This is a genomic window from Pseudomonas canadensis, from assembly GCF_000503215.1.
GTDB lineage: Bacteria > Pseudomonadota > Gammaproteobacteria > Pseudomonadales > Pseudomonadaceae > Aquipseudomonas > Aquipseudomonas canadensis.
In genome coordinates, this window is sequence record NZ_KI628539.1 from 974,841 (window position 1) to 991,315 (window position 16,475).

Sequence of the window (16,475 nt, forward strand, 5' to 3'; positions counted from 1 at the left end):
AGACCCCGCCACCGGGACGTCTTCTTTTCCTCCGAACAAGCCCCGACATGTTCAGACCTCTCTTCGTATTTATTGGCACGCGTTATACCCGTGCAAAGCGTCGCAATCATTTTGTGTCGTTCATTTCCCTGACCTCGATGATCGGGCTCGCCTTGGGCGTGGTCGTGATGATCGTGGTGTTGTCGGTGATGAACGGCTTCGATCATGAGATGCGCACCCGCGTGCTGGGCATGGTGCCCCACGCGACCATCGAGGGCGATGCGCCCATCAGTGACTGGCAAAGCCTGGCCGACAAGGTCAAGCAGAATCCCAAGGTGCTGGCCGTCGCGCCATTCACTCAGATGCAGGGGTTGCTGACCAATGACGGCAAGGTGCAGAAGATCCTGCTCAATGCCATCGACCCGGCCCAGGAACGTAACGTCTCGATCATCGAAAAGTTCATGCTACAGGGCAAACTTGACGACCTGACGCCCGGCAGCTTTGGCATCGTCATCGGCGACAAGGCCGCTGCCAAGCTCGGCGTGGGCATCGGCGACAAGCTGACCTTCGTCGCGCCGGAAGTCACCGTGACCCCGGCGGGCATGTTCCCGCGCATGAAGCGCTTTACCGTGGTCGGCACTTTCCATGTCGGCGCCGGCGAAATCGACGGCTACCTCGGCCTGACCAACCTCACCGACCTGGCGCGCCTGCATCGCTGGCAGCCGGACCAGGTGCAGGGCCTGCGCCTCAAGTTCGCCGACCTGTTCGATGCGCCGCGCGGCGCCTGGGAAATCGCCCAGCACCTGGGTGAAAGCCAGTACTATGCCCGCGACTGGACCCGTACCCACGGCAACCTGTACCAAGCCATCCGCATGGAAAAAGCCATGATCGGCCTGCTGTTGCTGCTGATCGTCGCCGTGGCTGCCTTCAACATCATCTCCACGCTAGTGATGGTGGTGAACGACAAGAAGGGCGATATCGCCATCCTGCGCACTCTCGGCGCCACGCCGGGGCAGATCATGGCGATCTTCATGGTGCAAGGCACCGTGATCGGTGTGGTCGGCACCTTGATCGGTACGGCGGTGGGCATTCTTGCCGCGCTGAACGTCAGTGCCGCCATCGCCGGCCTCGAAACCCTGATCGGCCACAAGTTTCTCAACGCTGACGTCTACTTCATCGACTACTTGCCGTCCCAGGTTCAGGCCCAGGACGTGTTGATGGTAGGCGGCGCTGCGTTGGTCCTGAGTTTCCTTGCCACCCTGTATCCAGCCTGGCGCGCGGCACGTACCCAGCCAGCACAGGCCTTACGTTATGAGTGAATCGGGCATGAGTGAAAAAGCAATCCTGAGCTGCCGCGACCTGGGCAAATCCTACGAGGAAGGCCCGGAGTCGGTGGTGGTGCTGTCCAACCTGCAACTTGAGCTGCACCCAGGCGAGCGCGTGGCGATCGTCGGCAGCTCCGGTTCCGGCAAAAGTACCTTGCTGAACCTGCTGGGCGGCCTTGATACGCCGTCCCAGGGCAGCGTGTGGCTGGCCGGTGAAGAGCTGTCGGCCCTCGGTGAAAAGGCTCGCGGTCAACTGCGTAACCGTTCGCTGGGTTTTGTATACCAGTTCCACCACCTGTTGCCGGAGTTCACCGCCCTGGAAAACGTGTGCATGCCGCTGCTGATCGGCAAGACCGCGATCCCGGAAGCCCGCCAGCGCGCTAAAGCACTGCTGGAGCGCGTCGGCCTCGGCCATCGCCTGGAGCATAAACCAGCTGAATTGTCCGGCGGCGAGCGCCAGCGTGTGGCCATCGCCCGCGCTTTGGTGAACAACCCAGGGCTGGTGATGCTCGATGAGCCGACCGGCAACCTCGACTCCCACACCGCCCAGGGCATCAAGGACTTGATGCTGGAACTGAGCACCCAGATGCGCACTGCGTTCCTCGTCGTGACCCATGACATGAGCATGGCCCGCCAGATGGACCGTGTGCTGCACCTGCAGGAAGGTCATCTGGTCGCCATCTGACCCGTTTCAAGCCCGGTGTTTCAAGCGCTGGGCTTTTTCATTTTTTCAACGGTGCCCGCGAATGTTCAGACCGTTATCGATTTTCATCGGCACGCGCTATACCCGCGCCAAGCGCCGCAACCGTTTTGTCTCGTTTATCTCGATGACCTCGATGATCGGCCTCGCCTTGGGCGTGTTGGCGATGATCGTGGTGTTGTCGGTGATGAACGGCTTCCAGCGCGAAATGAGCTCGCGCATCCTTGGCATGGTGCCTCACGCCACTATCGTCGGCGTGAACCCGATTGACGATTGGCAGCCGGTGGCTGCTGCCGCGATGAAGAATCCGGAAGTGACTGCCGCCGTACCTTTCACGCAGATGGACGGCATGTTCTCCTACAAAGGCGCGATGCAGCCGATTGAGATCAGCGGCATCGACCCGGCGCAGGAAGGCAAGGTGTCGATCGTGGCCCAGCACATCGTGCGCGGCAGTCTGGAAGACTTGAAGCCTGGCGAGTTTGGCGTGGTCATCGGCGACATCACCGCGCGCCGCTTTCGTCTGAATGTGGGCGATAAAGTGACCCTGATCGTGCCGGAAATCAGCACTGCACCGGGCGGTATCACCCCGCGCATGCAACGCTTGAACGTGGTGGGCATCTTCAAGGTCGGCGCCGAGCTGGATGGCTCCATGGCGATGATCCACATGGCCGACGCCGCAGAGATCCAGCATTGGCAGCCGAACCAGGTGCAAAGCGTGCGCCTGGCGGTGAAAGACCTGTACGCGGCCCCCAAGGTCTCGTCGGACGTCGCCGCCAGCCTGGGCACTGCCTACAAGCCTGACGACTGGACCCACACCCAGGGCAGCCTGTTCAGCGCGATGAAGATGGAAAAGACCATGATCGGCCTGTTGTTGCTGATGATCGTCGCCGTGGCCGCGTTCAACATCATCGCGACCTTGATCATGGTGGTGAACGACAAGGGCGCGGACATCGCTATTTTGCGCACCATCGGCGCGACGCCCCGGCAGATCATGGCGATCTTCATGGTGCAGGGCACAGTGATCGGTATCGTCGGCACCTTGATCGGCGGCGTATTGGGCGTGATTGCCGCGCTGAACGTGAGTGAGCTGGTGGGCTGGGTCGAGCGGGTCACCGGGCAGCATATCTTCAGTTCGGACGTGTACTTCGTCAGCAACCTGCCTTCGGAGCTGCAGGGTGGGGATGTGCTGCTGATCTGCACGGCCGGGTTTGTGTTGAGCTTTCTGGCGACGCTGTATCCGGCGTATCGGGCGGCGAAGATTGAGCCGGCGCATGCCCTGAGATATTCGTAAGCCTTTAGACCGCTATCGCCGGCAAGCCGGCTCCTACATTGGATTGCGTGTTACCTGTAGGAGCCGGCTTGCCGGCGATGGCGCCTATGCGGGCAACTCAATGACAAATCTTGTCCACCCCGCCTCAGATTCACCATAAATCCTCCCCCCATGCGCCCGCACAATCGACTGGGTAATCGCCAGTCCAAGCCCCGCATGCTCACTGCTGCCTTCATGGCGCGCCGGGTCCGCCCGGTAGAACCGGTCAAACAACCTCGGCAGCAACTCCGCTGCAATACCATCGCCGGTGTTTTCCACTGAAAGCCTCACCCCATCCTCTATCCGCACACGCACTTCGCCACCCGGCGGAGTAAACCGCAACGCGTTATCCAGCAAGTTTGACAAGGCCCGGCGCAACATCCCGCGATCACCCACCGTAATGGCCGCGCCCTCGCGAACCAGGCTGACCTGCCCGTCTTCCGCCAGCAGTGCAAAAAACTCCAGTAGCGCGTCCACTTCATCCGCCAGCACCAAGGTTTCGCGCTTGGGCATCAGCAGGCCGTGATCCGCCTTGGCCAGGTACAACATGTCATTGACCAGTTGTGCCATCCATTGCAGCTCTTCCAGGTTGCTGTGCAATGCCTCGCGGTAATCCTCCAACGGCCGCGGCTGGGTAAGGATGACCTGGGTCTGGGTCAGCAGGTTTGACAGGGGCGTGCGTAGTTCGTGGGCGATGTCGGCGGAAAACGCCGAAAGGCGCTGGAAGGCGTCGTCCAGTCGTCCGAGCATGGCGTTGAAGGCCTGGGCCAGGTCGGCCAGTTCCGTGGGCATTTCCTGTTGAGGCAAACGTTGGGTCAAGGAGTGGGCCGACACGCTCGCGGCCACTTCGCCCATGCGCCGCAGTGGCCGCAACCCGCTGCGGGCGGCCCAGGCGCCGAGCAGGGCGGTCGCCAGGGCTGACAGGCCCACGGTGAGCCAGATCAGGTGCTGCATGCGCTGCAAAAAGTGCTGATGGTGAGTAATGTCGAGCATCAAGCTCAGTTGCGGTGAGTCGGGTTGGCCTGCCCTCAACGGCGCGTTGTAGACCCGGTAGTCGGTGTCGGCGTTTTGCAGGCTGTGCAGGCCGGGCGCGTCGGGCAAGGTCACGCTTGGCGCATCGTCCAGCCAGCGTTGGCCGGCGGCGGTGATGCGCAGGGTAAGGTCGGGCTGGCGGCTGAGTTCGGTGCGCAATTGCGCTTCACGCCGGGCGAAGGCCTCCGGCGAGTCGACGCCCTGTAAGGTGCTGCGCAGCGCCACCAGCTTGCTGTCGAGTTGTTGCTGGTCCAGCTCAATGAAGTGCGCCTCGCTCGCGCGATTGAACAGCACACCGGCGATCAGCGACACCACCGCGGTGCAGGCGGCAAACAGCAGCGCCAGGCGGCTGGCCAGGGACAGGCGTTTGATCAATTGACGCGCTCCTCCAGCACATAACCCATGCCGCGTACGGTGTGGATCAGCTTGTTGGGGAAGTTGTCGTCGACTTTCAGACGCAGGCGGCGGATCGCCACTTCGATGATGTTGGTGTCGCTGTCGAAGTTCATGTCCCACACCTGGGAGGCGATCAGCGATTTGGGCAGCACTTCGCCTTGGCGGCGCAGCAGCAGTTCCAGCAGGGAAAACTCCTTGGCGGTCAGGTCGATGCGCTGGCCGTCCCGCTCGACACGGCGACGGATCAGGTCCAGGCGCAGATCGGCCAGTTGCAACGCGGTTTCCTGCGGTGTGCTGCTGCCACGGCGCAGTAGGGTGCGCACGCGGGCTAATAATTCGGAAAACGCGAAGGGCTTGACCAGATAATCGTCGGCGCCCAGCTCCAGGCCATGCACGCGGTCTTCCACGGCGTCGCGGGCGGTGAGGAACAGCACCGGAATGTCCATGCCGGCACTGCGCACGGCCTGGAGGATCTGCCAACCGTCGCGGCCCGGCAGCATCACGTCGAGGATCAACAGGTCGTAGTCGCCGGTCAAAGCGAGGTGCTGGCCGCTGGTGCCGTCGGCCACCAGTTCGGTGGTAAAGCCCGCCTCGGCCAGGCCCTGGCGCAGGTAGTGGCCGGTTTTGGGTTGGTCTTCGACGATCAGCAGTTTCATGGGCGGCTCTTGGCAACGGTGGACGACGGCTTTATACCTTGAGTGCCAGGGCGGGGGAGCAACCTGACAAAGTTGTAATCTAGCAGTCAGCTAGCTGGCAGCGGCGCAATCTTAGAGTGCTGCCCAAGCTGTTCCTATATTTCTGGAGAAGACCGATGGCGTTGCGTACACCCCTGTTGTTGGCGGGTTGCCTGTTGGCGTTGAGTTTTGATGCGATGGCCGATGCTGCCCACACCTATGCCTTTGGCGAGGCGGCGCCGGCGAGCAAAGCCACGCGTACCGTGGAAGTGACGTTGCAGGATATTTCCTTTTCGCCCAAGTCCCTGGACGTTAAGGCCGGTGAGACGGTGCGCTTTGTGCTGGTGAACAAGGGCCAATTGCTCCATGAGTTCAACTTGGGCGACGCGGCGATGCATGCCGAACACCAGAAGGAAATGCTGCAGATGCAGGCCAGCGGCATGCTCACTGCCACCGGTATGGGCAAGATGGACCACGCTGCCATGGGCCACGGTGCGATGAAACACGATGATCCCAATAGCGTATTGGTTGAGCCGGGCAAAACCGCCGAGCTGACCTGGACGTTCACTAAGGCCACGGGCCTGGAGTTTGCCTGCAACCTTCCGGGGCATTACCAGGCGGGCATGGTCGGCAAGCTCAACGTCGATTGATCCGCTGGCGTTTAGGCACGGGGGCAAAGGCTGGTAGACTGGCGCGGTTTATTTAGCCAGGTTTCCGCCATGCATCCCGCAGCCGAACATTCGCCGCTGGGCAAGTCCAGTGAATACATCTCCACCTACACACCGTCGTTGCTGTTCCCGATCCCACGTGCCGCCAAATGGGCCGAGCTGGGCCTGAGCGCCGAGACCCTGCCTTACAAGGGCGTGGATTTCTGGAACTGCTTCGAATTGTCCTGGCTGCTGCCGTCCGGCAAGCCGGTGGTGGCCATCGGCGAATTCAGCATCCCGGCCGACTCGCCGAACATCATCGAGTCCAAGTCGTTCAAGCTGTACCTCAATTCGCTGAACCAGACCGCTTATGCCGATGCGGCCAGCCTGGAAGCCACTTTGCGCGCCGACCTCAGCGCTGCCGCCGGTGCGCCTGTGAGCGTGCGTATCCGCAGCCTGGCCGAGATCGAGGCCGAAGGCGTGATGGCGCTGCCGGGCGTTTGCATCGATGATTTGGATATCAGCGTCAGCAACTACGAGCACCCGCGCCCGGAGCTGCTGCGTTGCGATAACTCGCGCGTTGTCGAGGAGAGCGTGCACAGCCACCTGCTCAAATCCAACTGCCCGGTGACCAGCCAGCCGGACTGGGGCAGTGTGGTGGTGCAATACCGTGGTCACGCGTTGGACCACGCCAGCCTGCTGGAGTACATCGTGAGCTTTCGCCAGCACTCGGACTTCCATGAACAGTGCGTGGAACGCATCTTCCTGGACTTGCAGCGCTTGCTGAAGCCGGAGACGTTGACGGTGTATGCGCGGTATGTGCGGCGGGGTGGGTTGGATATCAACCCGTATCGCAGCACTGAGGATGTGGCGTTCCAGAATGTGCGGCTGGCTCGCCAGTAGCTATGACGCAAATCAAATGTGGGAGCTGGCTTGCCTGCGATGGCGGTGTATCAGTCACTTGATGGATGACTTAATGATCGCTATCGCAGGCAAGCCAGCTCCCACATTTTGCTTCTGTGCTGGCCGGGGGACTGTATTAGATCCCCATGCTGCCCAGCGTGTTCATGATATTGCGCAATGTCCCGGAAATAACCGGGTGCTCAGCATCGAACTCGATGGCCGCTTGATTGACATCGTCGGAAATACTGGGTGTTTGAGTGGCCGGCTCAAGTTCGAGTTGTAATTCAAACTTGGCAATCAAGGCTTCCAGCGCTTTACGTTTTTCTTCCGACAGCGGCGGTTCCTGTTCCAACTGCCCGCGCAGGATTTCGACCTGTTCTTCCAGTTTTTTGCGATCAGGCATGACGTGTTTCCTTTTATCGATAGGCACTGGCATAGACCGCGGCACGCCGAGAAAGGTCTACGGGCTGACCTGTAGATTAATCCACTGGCGTCGACTGTGCATGATCCGTGTCAGGGCTTCTCGCCTTTGAGCTGGCGCAGGCTGATGTCGGCCAGGCAGGTTCCGAGTTCGCCCAGGTGATCGATCACCGAGTGCACGCCCAGCCCGTACAGCGCGAGGGTGGCCTTGCCGCGCTTGAGCTCGCGCTCCTGTTCGCTCAGCGCCTGCCATTGTTCGGGCGCCATGCCGCACAGCGAGCCGCAGGAGGCCAGCCCGATGGTCCACAAACCGGCATTGAGCCCGGACTGCAGCAGGCGCGGTTCCCCGCTGACCAAGACGCAGCCTTCCAGGCGTTCGATGTTGAGTTCCATCAAGGCTTGCCAGCAGGCGTGGGGCGCGGGCCAGCGAATGGAGGAGGGTGATGTCGCCTTGACCCACGCAGGCAGGGTGGCGGCCAGCGGGGTGGTGACGGCGGGGGGGAGTTCATCCAGCCAGGCGCAAGGGACGCCTTGGTCTTGGAGGCTGCGCAGGATTTTCAGCGCGCCCGGTGTGGCTTGGGAGTCCGGTGAGGGTGAGTCGGTGCGGGCACGGGAACCGAAGTCCACCAGGCAACCACTCAGGCCAAACAGAACGGCAGTCAACGCAGGAGCGCTGGCGATGGCTATCTCGGCGTGAGGCATGTCGACATCCCTGAAATAGCGCCAACGCTATCGGGTCAGGATGACAAGTCGATGACAGGATTGCTAATTGTAGGAATTTTGTCCATTTTTGGTCGGACGTTTGCTAGTTACTGCCTAATTGGCGACTTCCGTCATATACTGACGGCCTTATTCAGGGCATAGCGCCCATGACAGACCATTCAAGGAGCAAAAGCTATGCGCTGGAGCCACTACTTCGCTCAGCTGTCGGTGTGTGCCACTGTCCTGCTGGCGCCTTTCGTCGCACAGGCTGCATCGGAAGACGATCCATGGGAAAGCGTCAACCGCCCGATCTTCACCTTCAACGACACCGTTGATACCTATGCCCTCAAGCCACTGGCCCAGGGTTATCAGTTCGTGACCCCGCAATTCGTTCAGGATGGCGTTCACAACTTCTTCCGTAACATCGGTGATGTGGGCAACCTGGCCAACAATGTGCTGCAGCTCAAGCCCGAAAAGGCTGGTGTAGACACGGCCCGTTTGCTGGTCAACACCACGTTCGGCGTGCTGGGCTTTATCGATGTCGGCACCAAAATGGGGCTGCAGCGCAGCGATGAAGACTTTGGCCAGACCCTCGGCTACTGGGGCGTAGGCAGCGGTCCGTACGTAATGCTGCCTTTGCTGGGCCCGAGCACTTTGCGTGATGCGCCGTCCAAGTACGTGGACAGCTACACCCAACCGTACCGCTACATGAACGACATCGGCTGGCGCAACAGCACCTTCGGCCTGAATATCGTTGACACCCGTGCCAGCCTGCTCGACAGCGAGAAGCTGATCACTGGCGATAAGTACACCTTCATTCGTAACGCTTACCTGCAGAACCGCGAGTTCAAGGTCAAGGACGGCAAGGTCGTCGACGACTTTTAAGCTGTGACGTTTTGAAATGAAAAAGGCGACCCTTGCGGTCGCCTTTTTCGTGCGCGGTTTTCAGCGCATTTTCAGGATCTTGAGGCCTAGGTGCTGGTCGTCACCGCTGGTTTTGGTCCATACCACCTCTGTGTCCGCCTCCAGGCCCTTGAGCGCCGCGTGCTCCGAATCGATGCGCACCGTCAACCGGTCGCCAACGTTGAACTGGCGCGGCGCCTGCACTTGCATGCCGGAGCTGGAAAGGTCCACGCAAACCCCGGCAATCTCTTGCCCGGCATGGATCAGAGACACATCGGCATCCACACGCATGCGGATGAAATCGCGTTTTTCGGCGTAGTCGCGCTCGTGTTCGCTCATGGGCTCCATCCTTACTTTGTGTTGTGGTCGTGCCTGTTCTTATAACTCCCGGTGATTTGCGGTGTAAAGACGCCCGGCGACCATCGGCATGAGCTTGAAACCCCTGACGGATGGGAGTACCGTCTGCGCCTTAGAAGGGCACCTCTGCTTTACCGTTGTGCATGGGAAAAATCCCTATGCTTTGTAGGACAGAGAGGCTAGAAAGCGAATCCAGTAAGTGAGCCCGGCCATTGTCGCGCCACCTACGCCAACCTAATTCTGGCGCCGTTTGCCCACATGCAAAAAACCAGTGCCACGCTGCTGATAATCGATGACGACGAAGTAGTGCGCGCGAGCCTCGCGGCCTATTTGGAAGACAGTGGCTTCAGCGTCCTGCAGGCCAGCAATGGCCAACAGGGTCTCCAGGTATTCGAGCGCGACCAGCCCGACCTTGTGATCTGCGACCTGCGCATGCCCCAGATGGGCGGCCTGGAGCTGATTCGCCAGGTGACTGAACTCGCCCCGCAGACGCCGGTGATTGTCGTGTCGGGCGCCGGGGTGATGAACGATGCCGTCGAAGCGCTGCGCCTAGGTGCCGCCGACTATCTGATCAAACCCCTGGAAGACCTGGCGGTGCTGGAGCACTCGGTGCGCCGTGCCCTGGATCGTGCACGCCTGCTGGTGGAAAACCAGCGCTACCGTGAAAAGCTCGAAACCGCCAACCGCGAACTCGAAGCCAGCCTTAACCTGCTCCAGGAAGACCAGAACGCCGGTCGCCAGGTGCAGATGAACATGTTGCCGGTCAGCCCCTGGACCATCGACGACTTCCAGTTTGCCCACCAGATCATCCCGTCGCTGTACTTGTCGGGTGATTTTGTCGACTATTTCCGCGTGGATGAGCGACGTGTGGCGTTCTACCTGGCCGACGTCTCCGGCCACGGTGCTTCCTCTGCTTTTGTTACCGTGTTGTTGAAGTTCATGACCACACGGCTGCTGTTCGAATCCAAGCGCAATGGCACCTTGCCGGAGTTTACCCCCTCCGAGGTGCTGGGCCACATCAACCGGGGCCTGATCAGCTGCAAGCTGGGCAAGCACGTAACGATGGTCGGCGGCGTGATTGATGAAGAAACCGGTCTTTTGACCTACAGCATCGGCGGTCACCTGCCGATGCCGGTTTTATACACTCCAGAGAGTGTGCGTTACCTGGAAGGCCGTGGTCTGCCGGTGGGCTTGTTCAATGAAGCCACCTACGAAGACCATATCCTGGAGCTGCCGCCGACGTTCAGCCTCACGCTGATGTCAGACGGCATCCTGGACCTGCTTCCAGAGCCTACACTCAAAGAGAAAGAAGCCGCCTTGCCCCAAAAGGTCAAGTCGGCGGGCGGCAGCCTGGATGGCCTGCGGCAGGTTTTTGGATTGGCCACGCTAGGGGAGATGCCGGATGATATCGCCCTATTGGTGTTGAGCAGGAATCTTTGATGAGTACCGGAAGAATCCAATTCGCCGAGCAAGACGGGACCTTCGTCCTGAAATTTGTCGGTGAAGTGCGCCTGACCTTGTGTTCGGCGCTGGATGCGACGATTGAGCGGATCTTCACAGCGCTGAACTTCTCGGCGATCGTGATCGATCTGACCGAAACCCGCAGCATCGATAGCACCACCCTGGGCCTGTTGGCCAAGTTGTCCATTCTGTCTCGGCAGAAGGTTGGCCTGTTGCCGACTGTGGTCACCACCCACGAAGACATCACCCGTCTGTTGCAGTCCATGGGCTTCGACCAGGTGTTCAACATCGTTGATCGCCCGATTCCGTGCCCGGAATGCCTGACCGACCTGCCTTCGCAAGACCAGTCCGAAGAAGTCGTTCGGGTCAAGGTGCTGGAAGCGCACAAGATCCTGATGGGCCTCAACGAGTCCAACCGCGAAGCCTTCCACGACCTCGTCAACGCCCTCGAACGCCACTGACGAACCACTCCCCCTATGTAGAAGCTGGCTTGCCAGCGACGGCGTCAGTCCAGGCAGCATAAAAAAGGGCGGAGCCCTCACAGGTTCCGCCCTTTTTGCAGTCGCTGCCTTTTACAGCTTGGCTGTCAGCAACGCCTCCAGCTTCTCTTGGTCGCGAGCAAACTGACGAATCCCTTCCGCCAGCTTCTCAGTCGCCATCGCGTCCTCGTTGGACTCCCAGCGGAACTGCGCTTCAGTCAGGTGCACGCGGGCTTCACCGGCATGGCCTGGCGACAGCTTGCGCTCCAGCTTGCCTTCATCCGCTGCCAGCTTCTCCAGCAGGTCCGGGCTGATGGTCAGGCGATCACAGCCAGCCAGCTCTTCGATCTGGCTCAGGTTACGGAAGCTCGCCCCCATCACCACGGTCTTGTAGCCATTGGCCTTGTAGTAGTTGTAGATGCGCGTCACCGACTGCACGCCCGGATCTTCAGCACCGGTGTAGTCGTTGCCGTTGGCCTTCTTGTACCAATCGTAGATACGGCCCACGAACGGCGAGATCAGGAACACGCCAGCTTCTGCACAGGCCACAGCCTGGGCGAAGGAGAACAGCAAGGTCAGGTTGGTCTGGATACCTTCTTTTTCCAGCTTCTCGGCAGCGCGGATACCTTCCCAGGTGGAAGCGATCTTGATCAGCACGCGATCACGGCCAACGCCGGCTTTGTCGTACAGCTCGATCAGGCGGTGTGCGCGCTTGAGAATAGCGGCTTCGTCGAACGAAAGGCGGGCATCTACCTCGGTGGAGATACGGCCTGGCACCACTTTGAGAATCTCTTGACCCACCGCCACCGCAAAACGGTCGCTGGCCAGACCCACGTCACCGTTGCAGTCTTGCACGGCCTCATCCAGCAGCTTGGCATAGCCCGGAATCGACGCAGCCTTGAGCAGCAGGGAAGGGTTGGTGGTGGCGTCTTGTGGCTTGAGCTTGGCGAGGGTGGAAAAATCGCCGGTATCGGCAACGACAGTGGTGAATTGCTTGAGTTGTTCCAGCTTGGAAGTCATGGGCGTGCTCTGTCCTGTGGGTCTGATGACATTACCCGAGCGCTGGCAGGCGCTCAAGGGCGCAAATGCGTTCGATCGTTTGCGAGGGCAACAACCTGAAAACAGCCGTTTGAAAGACCGGCCGTACTGCTCAATAGGAGGGCAAAACGGCTGGCAGGTTCAACTCAACTGCTACTGGCGACTCTATCTACTGTAGGAGCTCGCTTGCCAGCGATGACGGCAGCCCGACCCCCCTATATCAACTGACCCTCATCGGCCCTCCAGCAAAGCCCCCGCCTGATCCAGCAATGCCAACGGATCACTCGCCTTATGAATATCCACCGACAACAACTGCCTGAACTTGCGCGCCCCCGGAAAACCGGTACCCAACCCCAGAATATGTCGAGTGATATGGTGCATCGAACCGCCGGTCGCCAAATGCTCAGCAATGTATGGCCGCAACTGCACCAACGCCTCCGCCCGACTGATCACCGGCGCTTCACTGCCAAACAACTGCTGATCCACCTCCGCCAGCAAATACGGATTGTGATAAGCCTCCCGCCCCAGCATCACCCCATCAAACGTCTGCAAATGCTCGTGGCACTGCTCCAGCGTCTTGATCCCGCCGTTGAGAATAAACTCCAGCTCAGGGAAATCCCGCTTCAACTGCGCCGCGACCTCATAACGCAACGGCGGAATGTCGCGGTTCTCCTTCGGCGACAACCCCTCCAGAATCGCAATCCGCGCGTGTACGGTGAAACTGGTGCAGCCTGCGTCCTTCACCGTCCCGACGAAATCACACAACTCGGCGTAGCTGTCCCGGCCATTGATGCCGATACGGTGCTTTACCGTTACCGGAATCGATACCGCGTCACGCATGGCCTTCACACAATCGGCAACCAGGGCTGGGTGCGCCATCAGGATTGCGCCGATCATGTTGTTTTGTACGCGGTCGCTTGGGCAGCCGACGTTCAGGTTTACTTCGTCGTAACCGGCGGTTTCGGCCATGCGAGCACAAGCCGCCAAATCAGCCGGAACACTACCGCCCAGCTGCAGTGCAAGTGGATGCTCGGCTTCGTTGTGACGCAGGAAACGGTCGTGGTCACCGTGGAGGATTGCGCCGGTGGTGACCATCTCGGTGTAGAGCAGGGCGTGTTTGGAGAGCAGGCGCAGGAAGAACCGGCAGTGGCGGTCGGTCCAATCCATCATCGGTGCGACGGAGAAGCGGCGGGAGAGTGGGGCGGTTTGTAGGGGCATTGGGGGATCTGAGTCAACGAGGCGAATGTCGAGCAGTTTATCAGGGAAGCATCTTGGCTGTCTGAGAGCTCTGTTTCATGCATTCACCACTTCGAACGTGGACGCTGCCGTGTATGGAATACGCCGAGGATTTGCAGGCGATCACCGCGTACCCGATACGGAATCAGATATGACCAATTGGGTACTGCCCATTCTCGGGTGTTTTTGACCCGGCCTCACGATTCATAGGGAGAAATTGAGCCAGTTTGTCGACGCTGGCGAAAATGGCATCGGAGAAGTCGTCAGCGGCCCTTGGATTTTCGAGAGCGATATAGTTCGCTTCGTCTTCCAGATGTTTGAGCGCTTTTTCAAGCCACTCAACCCGCATTCCGACTCCAGCGTCTAGCACGCATGGCTGCCACTTGGTCGTCGGTGGCAAATTTGCCTTGGTCGGCTTCTTTCACTGCCAACTCGATCTGAGCGGTCAGGGTTTTTTCATGCTCGATGTAGTCGCGAAGAACGTCCATCGCCAGGTAGGTCGCAGTCTGGCCGTTGCTTTTGGCCAAGTCGGCAAGAGAGTTGGGCAGGTCTTCCGGCAGGTTTAGGGAGATTCCAGTCATGGCGATCTCGGTGGTGGATGGTTGTGGGCATCTTACACTGTGGATCGTTGGCTTGAATCAGCAGGTCGTCGCGAGTTGTATCCAGAGCTATTAACCTCAATTCAGAGCATCGTGGTTTTATCGATTTGGTCTGAGGGCATTCGGGAAAAACTTCCTACTCTTCTTTCGGCTTGCCCCTCAGACCACCCATCGCTAACCTCCGCAAGCCGCTGTAAACCCGGCGGTCGGAGGTGGAAGTCCGTATTGCTAAGGCGTTTTGACTCCCAGAAATATTTGGAGCTTCGCCCATGCCTAACAAATCACACAATCCTTATGTCGATCAAAACAGTGCGCCCGCCGAACACCCAACCGGCAACTTGTTCCTGGTCAGCCCCAACATCGACACCGAAACCCTCCTGGCCAACGCCGCCGAAAACCTCGCATCCGCGAACCAAATGGCCGCCAATCTGGCCTTCGACCTCGAAGACCCGCACCGCGCCATTGTCCTGGGCATCCAACAACTCATCGATCTAAGTGCTCTACTCATCGACCGAGCCCAGGAACACGTCGCACCTGCCGCCTGCAAGGCCACCGCCTGACACCCAACCCCGCCGCCTTACCCCAAGGGGCAACCTGAACCCATCCTGTCACGCCGCAAAGTTTCATCATTCCCGGCGCTTTTGAGGTCTACGATCCTCTTCAAGAGAGGACCTCCGCGCCTCCATTCCACAGGGAACTGAAACCATGATTTCGAACCTCGTTAAAGTCGTGATGGTTGCTGGTACGTTGCTGTTGGGCGCGTGTTCGACAGGGTCGGCCGGCGTGAGCAGTGACCCTTGTTTTTCAGGCGGATGCCAGGCGTTTGGGGACCATAGCCCCAGCAAAGCCGCCAAGATGAATTTCGGCGGCAGTGGGCTGGGAAGTAGTTATGGGGAGTATGGGTCAGGGCTGTTGCATGATGATTGATGGGGTGGTGGGGCAGTCACTGGGGTGGTGACTGACCCATTGCTATCGGCGGCAAGCCCCTCCCACATTGGCACTGAGGTTGGGGCGGGAAATGTCAGTGGCCGCCCTTCATGCGGCGGGCGATCAGGTAGATGCCCAGGCCGACCAACGCGGTAGCGGCGCCAATGTAGCCGGTGCTCGTCCACCCATACCCCGCCGTAATCGCCATCCCACCCAACCACGGGCCCAGCGCATTTGCCAGGTTAAACGCCGCATGGTTGGAAGCCGCCGCCAAACTCGGCGCTTCATGGGCAATATCCATCAGGCGGATTTGCAGCGGCGCAGCCATGGCAATCATGGTGCCGACCAGGCCAATGCCCAGCAGCACGCTCCACAGTGAGCTGGCAGCGAAGGTGAAGAAGATCAGCACGGCCATCGACCACACCATAATCCAGCCAACCGCCCGAAATTGCAGGCGGTCAAACAGCTTGCCGCCCGCAATGTTGCCGATAATCCCGCCGACACCGAACGCCGCCAGACCAAACGGAATCCACTGCGGCGACACTTTGGTCACTTCCAGCATGGTCGGCGCCAAATAGCTGAACACGCAGAACATCCCGGCAAAGCCAATGGCGCCGATGGACAGCGCCATCCACACCTGCGGTTTGGTGAACGCACGCAATTCCTTGCGTGGGTCGCTGCGCGGTTCGTCGCGGCGATCCGGCACGAACTGCCAGACTAGGGCAATGGTGCACAGGGCAATCACGCTGACCAGTGCAAACGCCGAGCGCCAGCCCAGGTGTTGGCCGAGGAAGGTGGCGATGGGGTTGCCGAGCAGCATGGCCAGGGTCAGGCCCATCATCACGCGGGCTACGGCGCCGGCGCGTTTGTCGTTGGGCACCATGCTGGAGGCGACCACGGCGGCGATGCCGAAGTAGGCGCCGTGGGGCAGGCCGCTGATGAAGCGGAAGGCCACCAGTGAGCCGAAGGTCGGGGTGAAGGCGGTGGCCAGGTTGCCCAAGGCGTACAGGCCCATCAGCAGCAACAACATGTGTTTGCGTAGCAGCTTGGCGCCAAGAATGGCCAGCAGTGGCGCGCCCACCATCACGCCCAGGGCGTAGGCGCTGATGGCGTGGCCGACCTGAGGCTCACTGAGGTTCAGGTTCTGCGCGATGTCGGGCATCAGCCCCATGATGGCAAATTCGCCAGTACCGATTGCGAAGGCGCCCACGGCCATGGCCGCTTCCATTTTGGCGGCGCTGCGCGCAGGCAGCACGTGCCCGGGTGTTTGCTGGATAGTCATGGGTAACTCTATTGGGATGGATTGCACGAAGGAGAGCCGCCGATGCTACGCAAGCAGCGACAAAGGTGTCTAGAACAGCCTTTTGCGTGAGAGTTCCTGGCCTGTG

The 16,475-nt window shown here is 60.1% G+C and carries 19 protein-coding genes and 1 pseudogene; 10 read left to right on the forward strand and 10 right to left on the reverse strand.

What is annotated here, in order from left to right:
- The first annotated feature begins 47 nt into the window (after positions 1-47).
- The 3 genes from U367_RS0127485 (at position 48) to U367_RS0127495 (ending at position 3,295) form a co-directional block, all read left to right on the forward strand.
- Entirely contained in the window at positions 48-1,298 is a 1,251-nt protein-coding gene (locus U367_RS0127485; protein ID WP_028619427.1) for a lipoprotein-releasing ABC transporter permease subunit, read from the forward strand.
- Between the two features lie 7 nt (positions 1,299-1,305).
- The gene (lolD, locus tag U367_RS0127490) at positions 1,306-1,989 is read left to right on the forward strand and encodes a lipoprotein-releasing ABC transporter ATP-binding protein LolD (protein WP_020372622.1); all 684 of its coding nucleotides are present in this window, start codon (positions 1,306-1,308) and stop codon (positions 1,987-1,989) included.
- 61 nt (positions 1,990-2,050) lie between these two features.
- The gene (locus tag U367_RS0127495; RefSeq protein ID WP_028619428.1) at positions 2,051-3,295 is read left to right on the forward strand and encodes a lipoprotein-releasing ABC transporter permease subunit; all 1,245 of its coding nucleotides are present in this window, start codon (positions 2,051-2,053) and stop codon (positions 3,293-3,295) included.
- Positions 3,296-3,379: 84 nt separating this feature from the next.
- Here U367_RS0127495 and U367_RS0127500 read toward each other — a convergent pair whose 3' ends face one another.
- Both U367_RS0127500 and U367_RS0127505 read right to left on the reverse strand, forming a co-directional pair.
- Positions 3,380-4,720: a heavy metal sensor histidine kinase gene (locus U367_RS0127500; RefSeq protein WP_028619429.1), complete on the reverse strand. Its 1,341-nt coding sequence runs from the start codon at positions 4,718-4,720 to the stop codon at positions 3,380-3,382.
- Positions 4,717-5,397, reverse strand: a complete 681-nt coding sequence (locus U367_RS0127505; protein ID WP_028619430.1) for a heavy metal response regulator transcription factor — start codon at positions 5,395-5,397, stop codon at positions 4,717-4,719. Before U367_RS0127505 ends, U367_RS0127500 begins: the two co-directional genes overlap by 4 nt.
- A gap of 155 nt (positions 5,398-5,552) precedes the next feature.
- On the opposite strand from U367_RS0127505, the gene copI reads away from it, so the two are divergent.
- Together copI and queF are read left to right on the forward strand one after the other, a co-directional pair.
- The gene (gene copI, locus U367_RS0127510; protein ID WP_028619431.1) at positions 5,553-6,065 is read left to right on the forward strand and encodes a copper-resistant cuproprotein CopI; all 513 of its coding nucleotides are present in this window, start codon (positions 5,553-5,555) and stop codon (positions 6,063-6,065) included.
- Positions 6,066-6,134: 69 nt separating this feature from the next.
- Complete coding sequence (gene queF, locus U367_RS0127515) at positions 6,135-6,965, forward strand: NADPH-dependent 7-cyano-7-deazaguanine reductase QueF (protein ID WP_028619432.1); 831 nt, start codon at positions 6,135-6,137, stop codon at positions 6,963-6,965.
- 136 nt (positions 6,966-7,101) lie between these two features.
- On the opposite strand, the gene U367_RS0127520 is transcribed toward queF, so the two are convergent.
- Together U367_RS0127520 and U367_RS0127525 are read right to left on the reverse strand one after the other, a co-directional pair.
- Positions 7,102-7,368, reverse strand: coding sequence for a DUF4404 family protein (locus U367_RS0127520; protein ID WP_028619433.1), 267 nt, complete (start codon positions 7,366-7,368; stop codon positions 7,102-7,104).
- Positions 7,369-7,478: 110 nt separating this feature from the next.
- Positions 7,479-8,087 (reverse strand): hypothetical protein, encoded by a 609-nt coding sequence (locus tag U367_RS0127525; protein ID WP_028619434.1) that lies wholly within the window; start codon positions 8,085-8,087, stop codon positions 7,479-7,481.
- 195 nt (positions 8,088-8,282) lie between these two features.
- On the opposite strand from U367_RS0127525, the gene U367_RS0127530 reads away from it, so the two are divergent.
- Entirely contained in the window at positions 8,283-8,972 is a 690-nt protein-coding gene (locus tag U367_RS0127530; protein ID WP_028619435.1) for an MlaA family lipoprotein, read from the forward strand.
- A 60-nt stretch (positions 8,973-9,032) separates the two neighbouring features.
- Here U367_RS0127530 and U367_RS0127535 read toward each other — a convergent pair whose 3' ends face one another.
- Positions 9,033-9,329 (reverse strand): PilZ domain-containing protein, encoded by a 297-nt coding sequence (locus U367_RS0127535; RefSeq protein ID WP_028619436.1) that lies wholly within the window; start codon positions 9,327-9,329, stop codon positions 9,033-9,035.
- A 276-nt stretch (positions 9,330-9,605) separates the two neighbouring features.
- Here U367_RS0127535 and rssB point away from each other — a divergent pair, with 276 nt between their 5' ends.
- Both rssB and rssC read left to right on the forward strand, forming a co-directional pair.
- Positions 9,606-10,787 carry a two-component system response regulator RssB gene (gene rssB, locus U367_RS0127540; protein WP_028619437.1) on the forward strand — a complete coding sequence of 394 codons (1,182 nt, stop codon included), beginning with the start codon at positions 9,606-9,608 and terminating at the stop codon, positions 10,785-10,787.
- Positions 10,787-11,269, forward strand: a complete 483-nt coding sequence (gene rssC / locus U367_RS0127545) for an anti-sigma factor antagonist RssC (protein WP_003172602.1) — start codon at positions 10,787-10,789, stop codon at positions 11,267-11,269. Before rssB ends, rssC begins: the two co-directional genes overlap by 1 nt.
- A gap of 111 nt (positions 11,270-11,380) precedes the next feature.
- Here rssC and tal read toward each other — a convergent pair whose 3' ends face one another.
- From tal to U367_RS0127565, 4 genes and pseudogenes are all read right to left on the reverse strand, one after another.
- A complete protein-coding gene (gene tal / locus U367_RS0127550) occupies positions 11,381-12,307 on the reverse strand; it encodes a transaldolase (protein WP_016975287.1) in 927 nt (308 codons plus the stop codon).
- 249 nt (positions 12,308-12,556) lie between these two features.
- Entirely contained in the window at positions 12,557-13,543 is a 987-nt protein-coding gene (gene dusA, locus U367_RS0127555; RefSeq protein WP_028619438.1) for a tRNA dihydrouridine(20/20a) synthase DusA, read from the reverse strand.
- 83 nt (positions 13,544-13,626) lie between these two features.
- A pseudogene (locus U367_RS01000000130345) lies at positions 13,627-13,910 on the reverse strand (type II toxin-antitoxin system RelE/ParE family toxin).
- On the reverse strand, positions 13,900-14,142 hold the full coding sequence (locus U367_RS0127565) for a CopG family ribbon-helix-helix protein (RefSeq protein WP_028619439.1): 243 nt from the start codon (positions 14,140-14,142) through the stop codon (positions 13,900-13,902). Before U367_RS0127565 ends, U367_RS01000000130345 begins: the two are co-directional and overlap by 11 nt.
- 287 nt (positions 14,143-14,429) lie before the next feature.
- Here U367_RS0127565 and U367_RS0127570 point away from each other — a divergent pair, with 287 nt between their 5' ends.
- Complete coding sequence (locus tag U367_RS0127570) at positions 14,430-14,720, forward strand: DUF6124 family protein (protein ID WP_028619440.1); 291 nt, start codon at positions 14,430-14,432, stop codon at positions 14,718-14,720.
- A gap of 145 nt (positions 14,721-14,865) precedes the next feature.
- Complete coding sequence (locus tag U367_RS1000000132495; RefSeq protein ID WP_058424535.1) at positions 14,866-15,087, forward strand: hypothetical protein; 222 nt, start codon at positions 14,866-14,868, stop codon at positions 15,085-15,087.
- Between the two features lie 94 nt (positions 15,088-15,181).
- On the opposite strand, the gene U367_RS0127575 is transcribed toward U367_RS1000000132495, so the two are convergent.
- On the reverse strand, positions 15,182-16,369 hold the full coding sequence (locus tag U367_RS0127575; RefSeq protein ID WP_028619441.1) for an MFS transporter: 1,188 nt from the start codon (positions 16,367-16,369) through the stop codon (positions 15,182-15,184).
- Positions 16,370-16,475: the final 106 nt, after the last annotated feature.

What these genes read in the sequence shown, in the direction of transcription:
- U367_RS0127485 (WP_028619427.1), top strand. Translation starts at nt 48, where the DNA reads ATGTTCAGACCTCTCTTCGTATTTATTGGCACGCGTTATACCCGTGCA.
- lolD (WP_020372622.1), top strand. Translation starts at nt 1,306, where the DNA reads ATGAGTGAAAAAGCAATCCTGAGCTGCCGCGACCTGGGCAAATCCTAC.
- U367_RS0127495 (WP_028619428.1), top strand. Translation starts at nt 2,051, where the DNA reads ATGTTCAGACCGTTATCGATTTTCATCGGCACGCGCTATACCCGCGCC.
- U367_RS0127505 (WP_028619430.1), bottom strand. Translation starts at nt 5,397, where the DNA reads ATGAAACTGCTGATCGTCGAAGACCAACCCAAAACCGGCCACTACCTG.
- copI (WP_028619431.1), top strand. Translation starts at nt 5,553, where the DNA reads ATGGCGTTGCGTACACCCCTGTTGTTGGCGGGTTGCCTGTTGGCGTTG.
- queF (WP_028619432.1), top strand. Translation starts at nt 6,135, where the DNA reads ATGCATCCCGCAGCCGAACATTCGCCGCTGGGCAAGTCCAGTGAATAC.
- U367_RS0127520 (WP_028619433.1), bottom strand. Translation starts at nt 7,368, where the DNA reads ATGCCTGATCGCAAAAAACTGGAAGAACAGGTCGAAATCCTGCGCGGG.
- U367_RS0127525 (WP_028619434.1), bottom strand. Translation starts at nt 8,087, where the DNA reads ATGCCTCACGCCGAGATAGCCATCGCCAGCGCTCCTGCGTTGACTGCC.
- U367_RS0127530 (WP_028619435.1), top strand. Translation starts at nt 8,283, where the DNA reads ATGCGCTGGAGCCACTACTTCGCTCAGCTGTCGGTGTGTGCCACTGTC.
- U367_RS0127535 (WP_028619436.1), bottom strand. Translation starts at nt 9,329, where the DNA reads ATGAGCGAACACGAGCGCGACTACGCCGAAAAACGCGATTTCATCCGC.
- rssB (WP_028619437.1), top strand. Translation starts at nt 9,606, where the DNA reads ATGCAAAAAACCAGTGCCACGCTGCTGATAATCGATGACGACGAAGTA.
- rssC (WP_003172602.1), top strand. Translation starts at nt 10,787, where the DNA reads ATGAGTACCGGAAGAATCCAATTCGCCGAGCAAGACGGGACCTTCGTC.
- tal (WP_016975287.1), bottom strand. Translation starts at nt 12,307, where the DNA reads ATGACTTCCAAGCTGGAACAACTCAAGCAATTCACCACTGTCGTTGCC.
- dusA (WP_028619438.1), bottom strand. Translation starts at nt 13,543, where the DNA reads ATGCCCCTACAAACCGCCCCACTCTCCCGCCGCTTCTCCGTCGCACCG.
- U367_RS0127565 (WP_028619439.1), bottom strand. Translation starts at nt 14,142, where the DNA reads ATGACTGGAATCTCCCTAAACCTGCCGGAAGACCTGCCCAACTCTCTT.
- U367_RS0127570 (WP_028619440.1), top strand. Translation starts at nt 14,430, where the DNA reads ATGCCTAACAAATCACACAATCCTTATGTCGATCAAAACAGTGCGCCC.
- U367_RS1000000132495 (WP_058424535.1), top strand. Translation starts at nt 14,866, where the DNA reads ATGATTTCGAACCTCGTTAAAGTCGTGATGGTTGCTGGTACGTTGCTG.
- U367_RS0127575 (WP_028619441.1), bottom strand. Translation starts at nt 16,369, where the DNA reads ATGACTATCCAGCAAACACCCGGGCACGTGCTGCCTGCGCGCAGCGCC.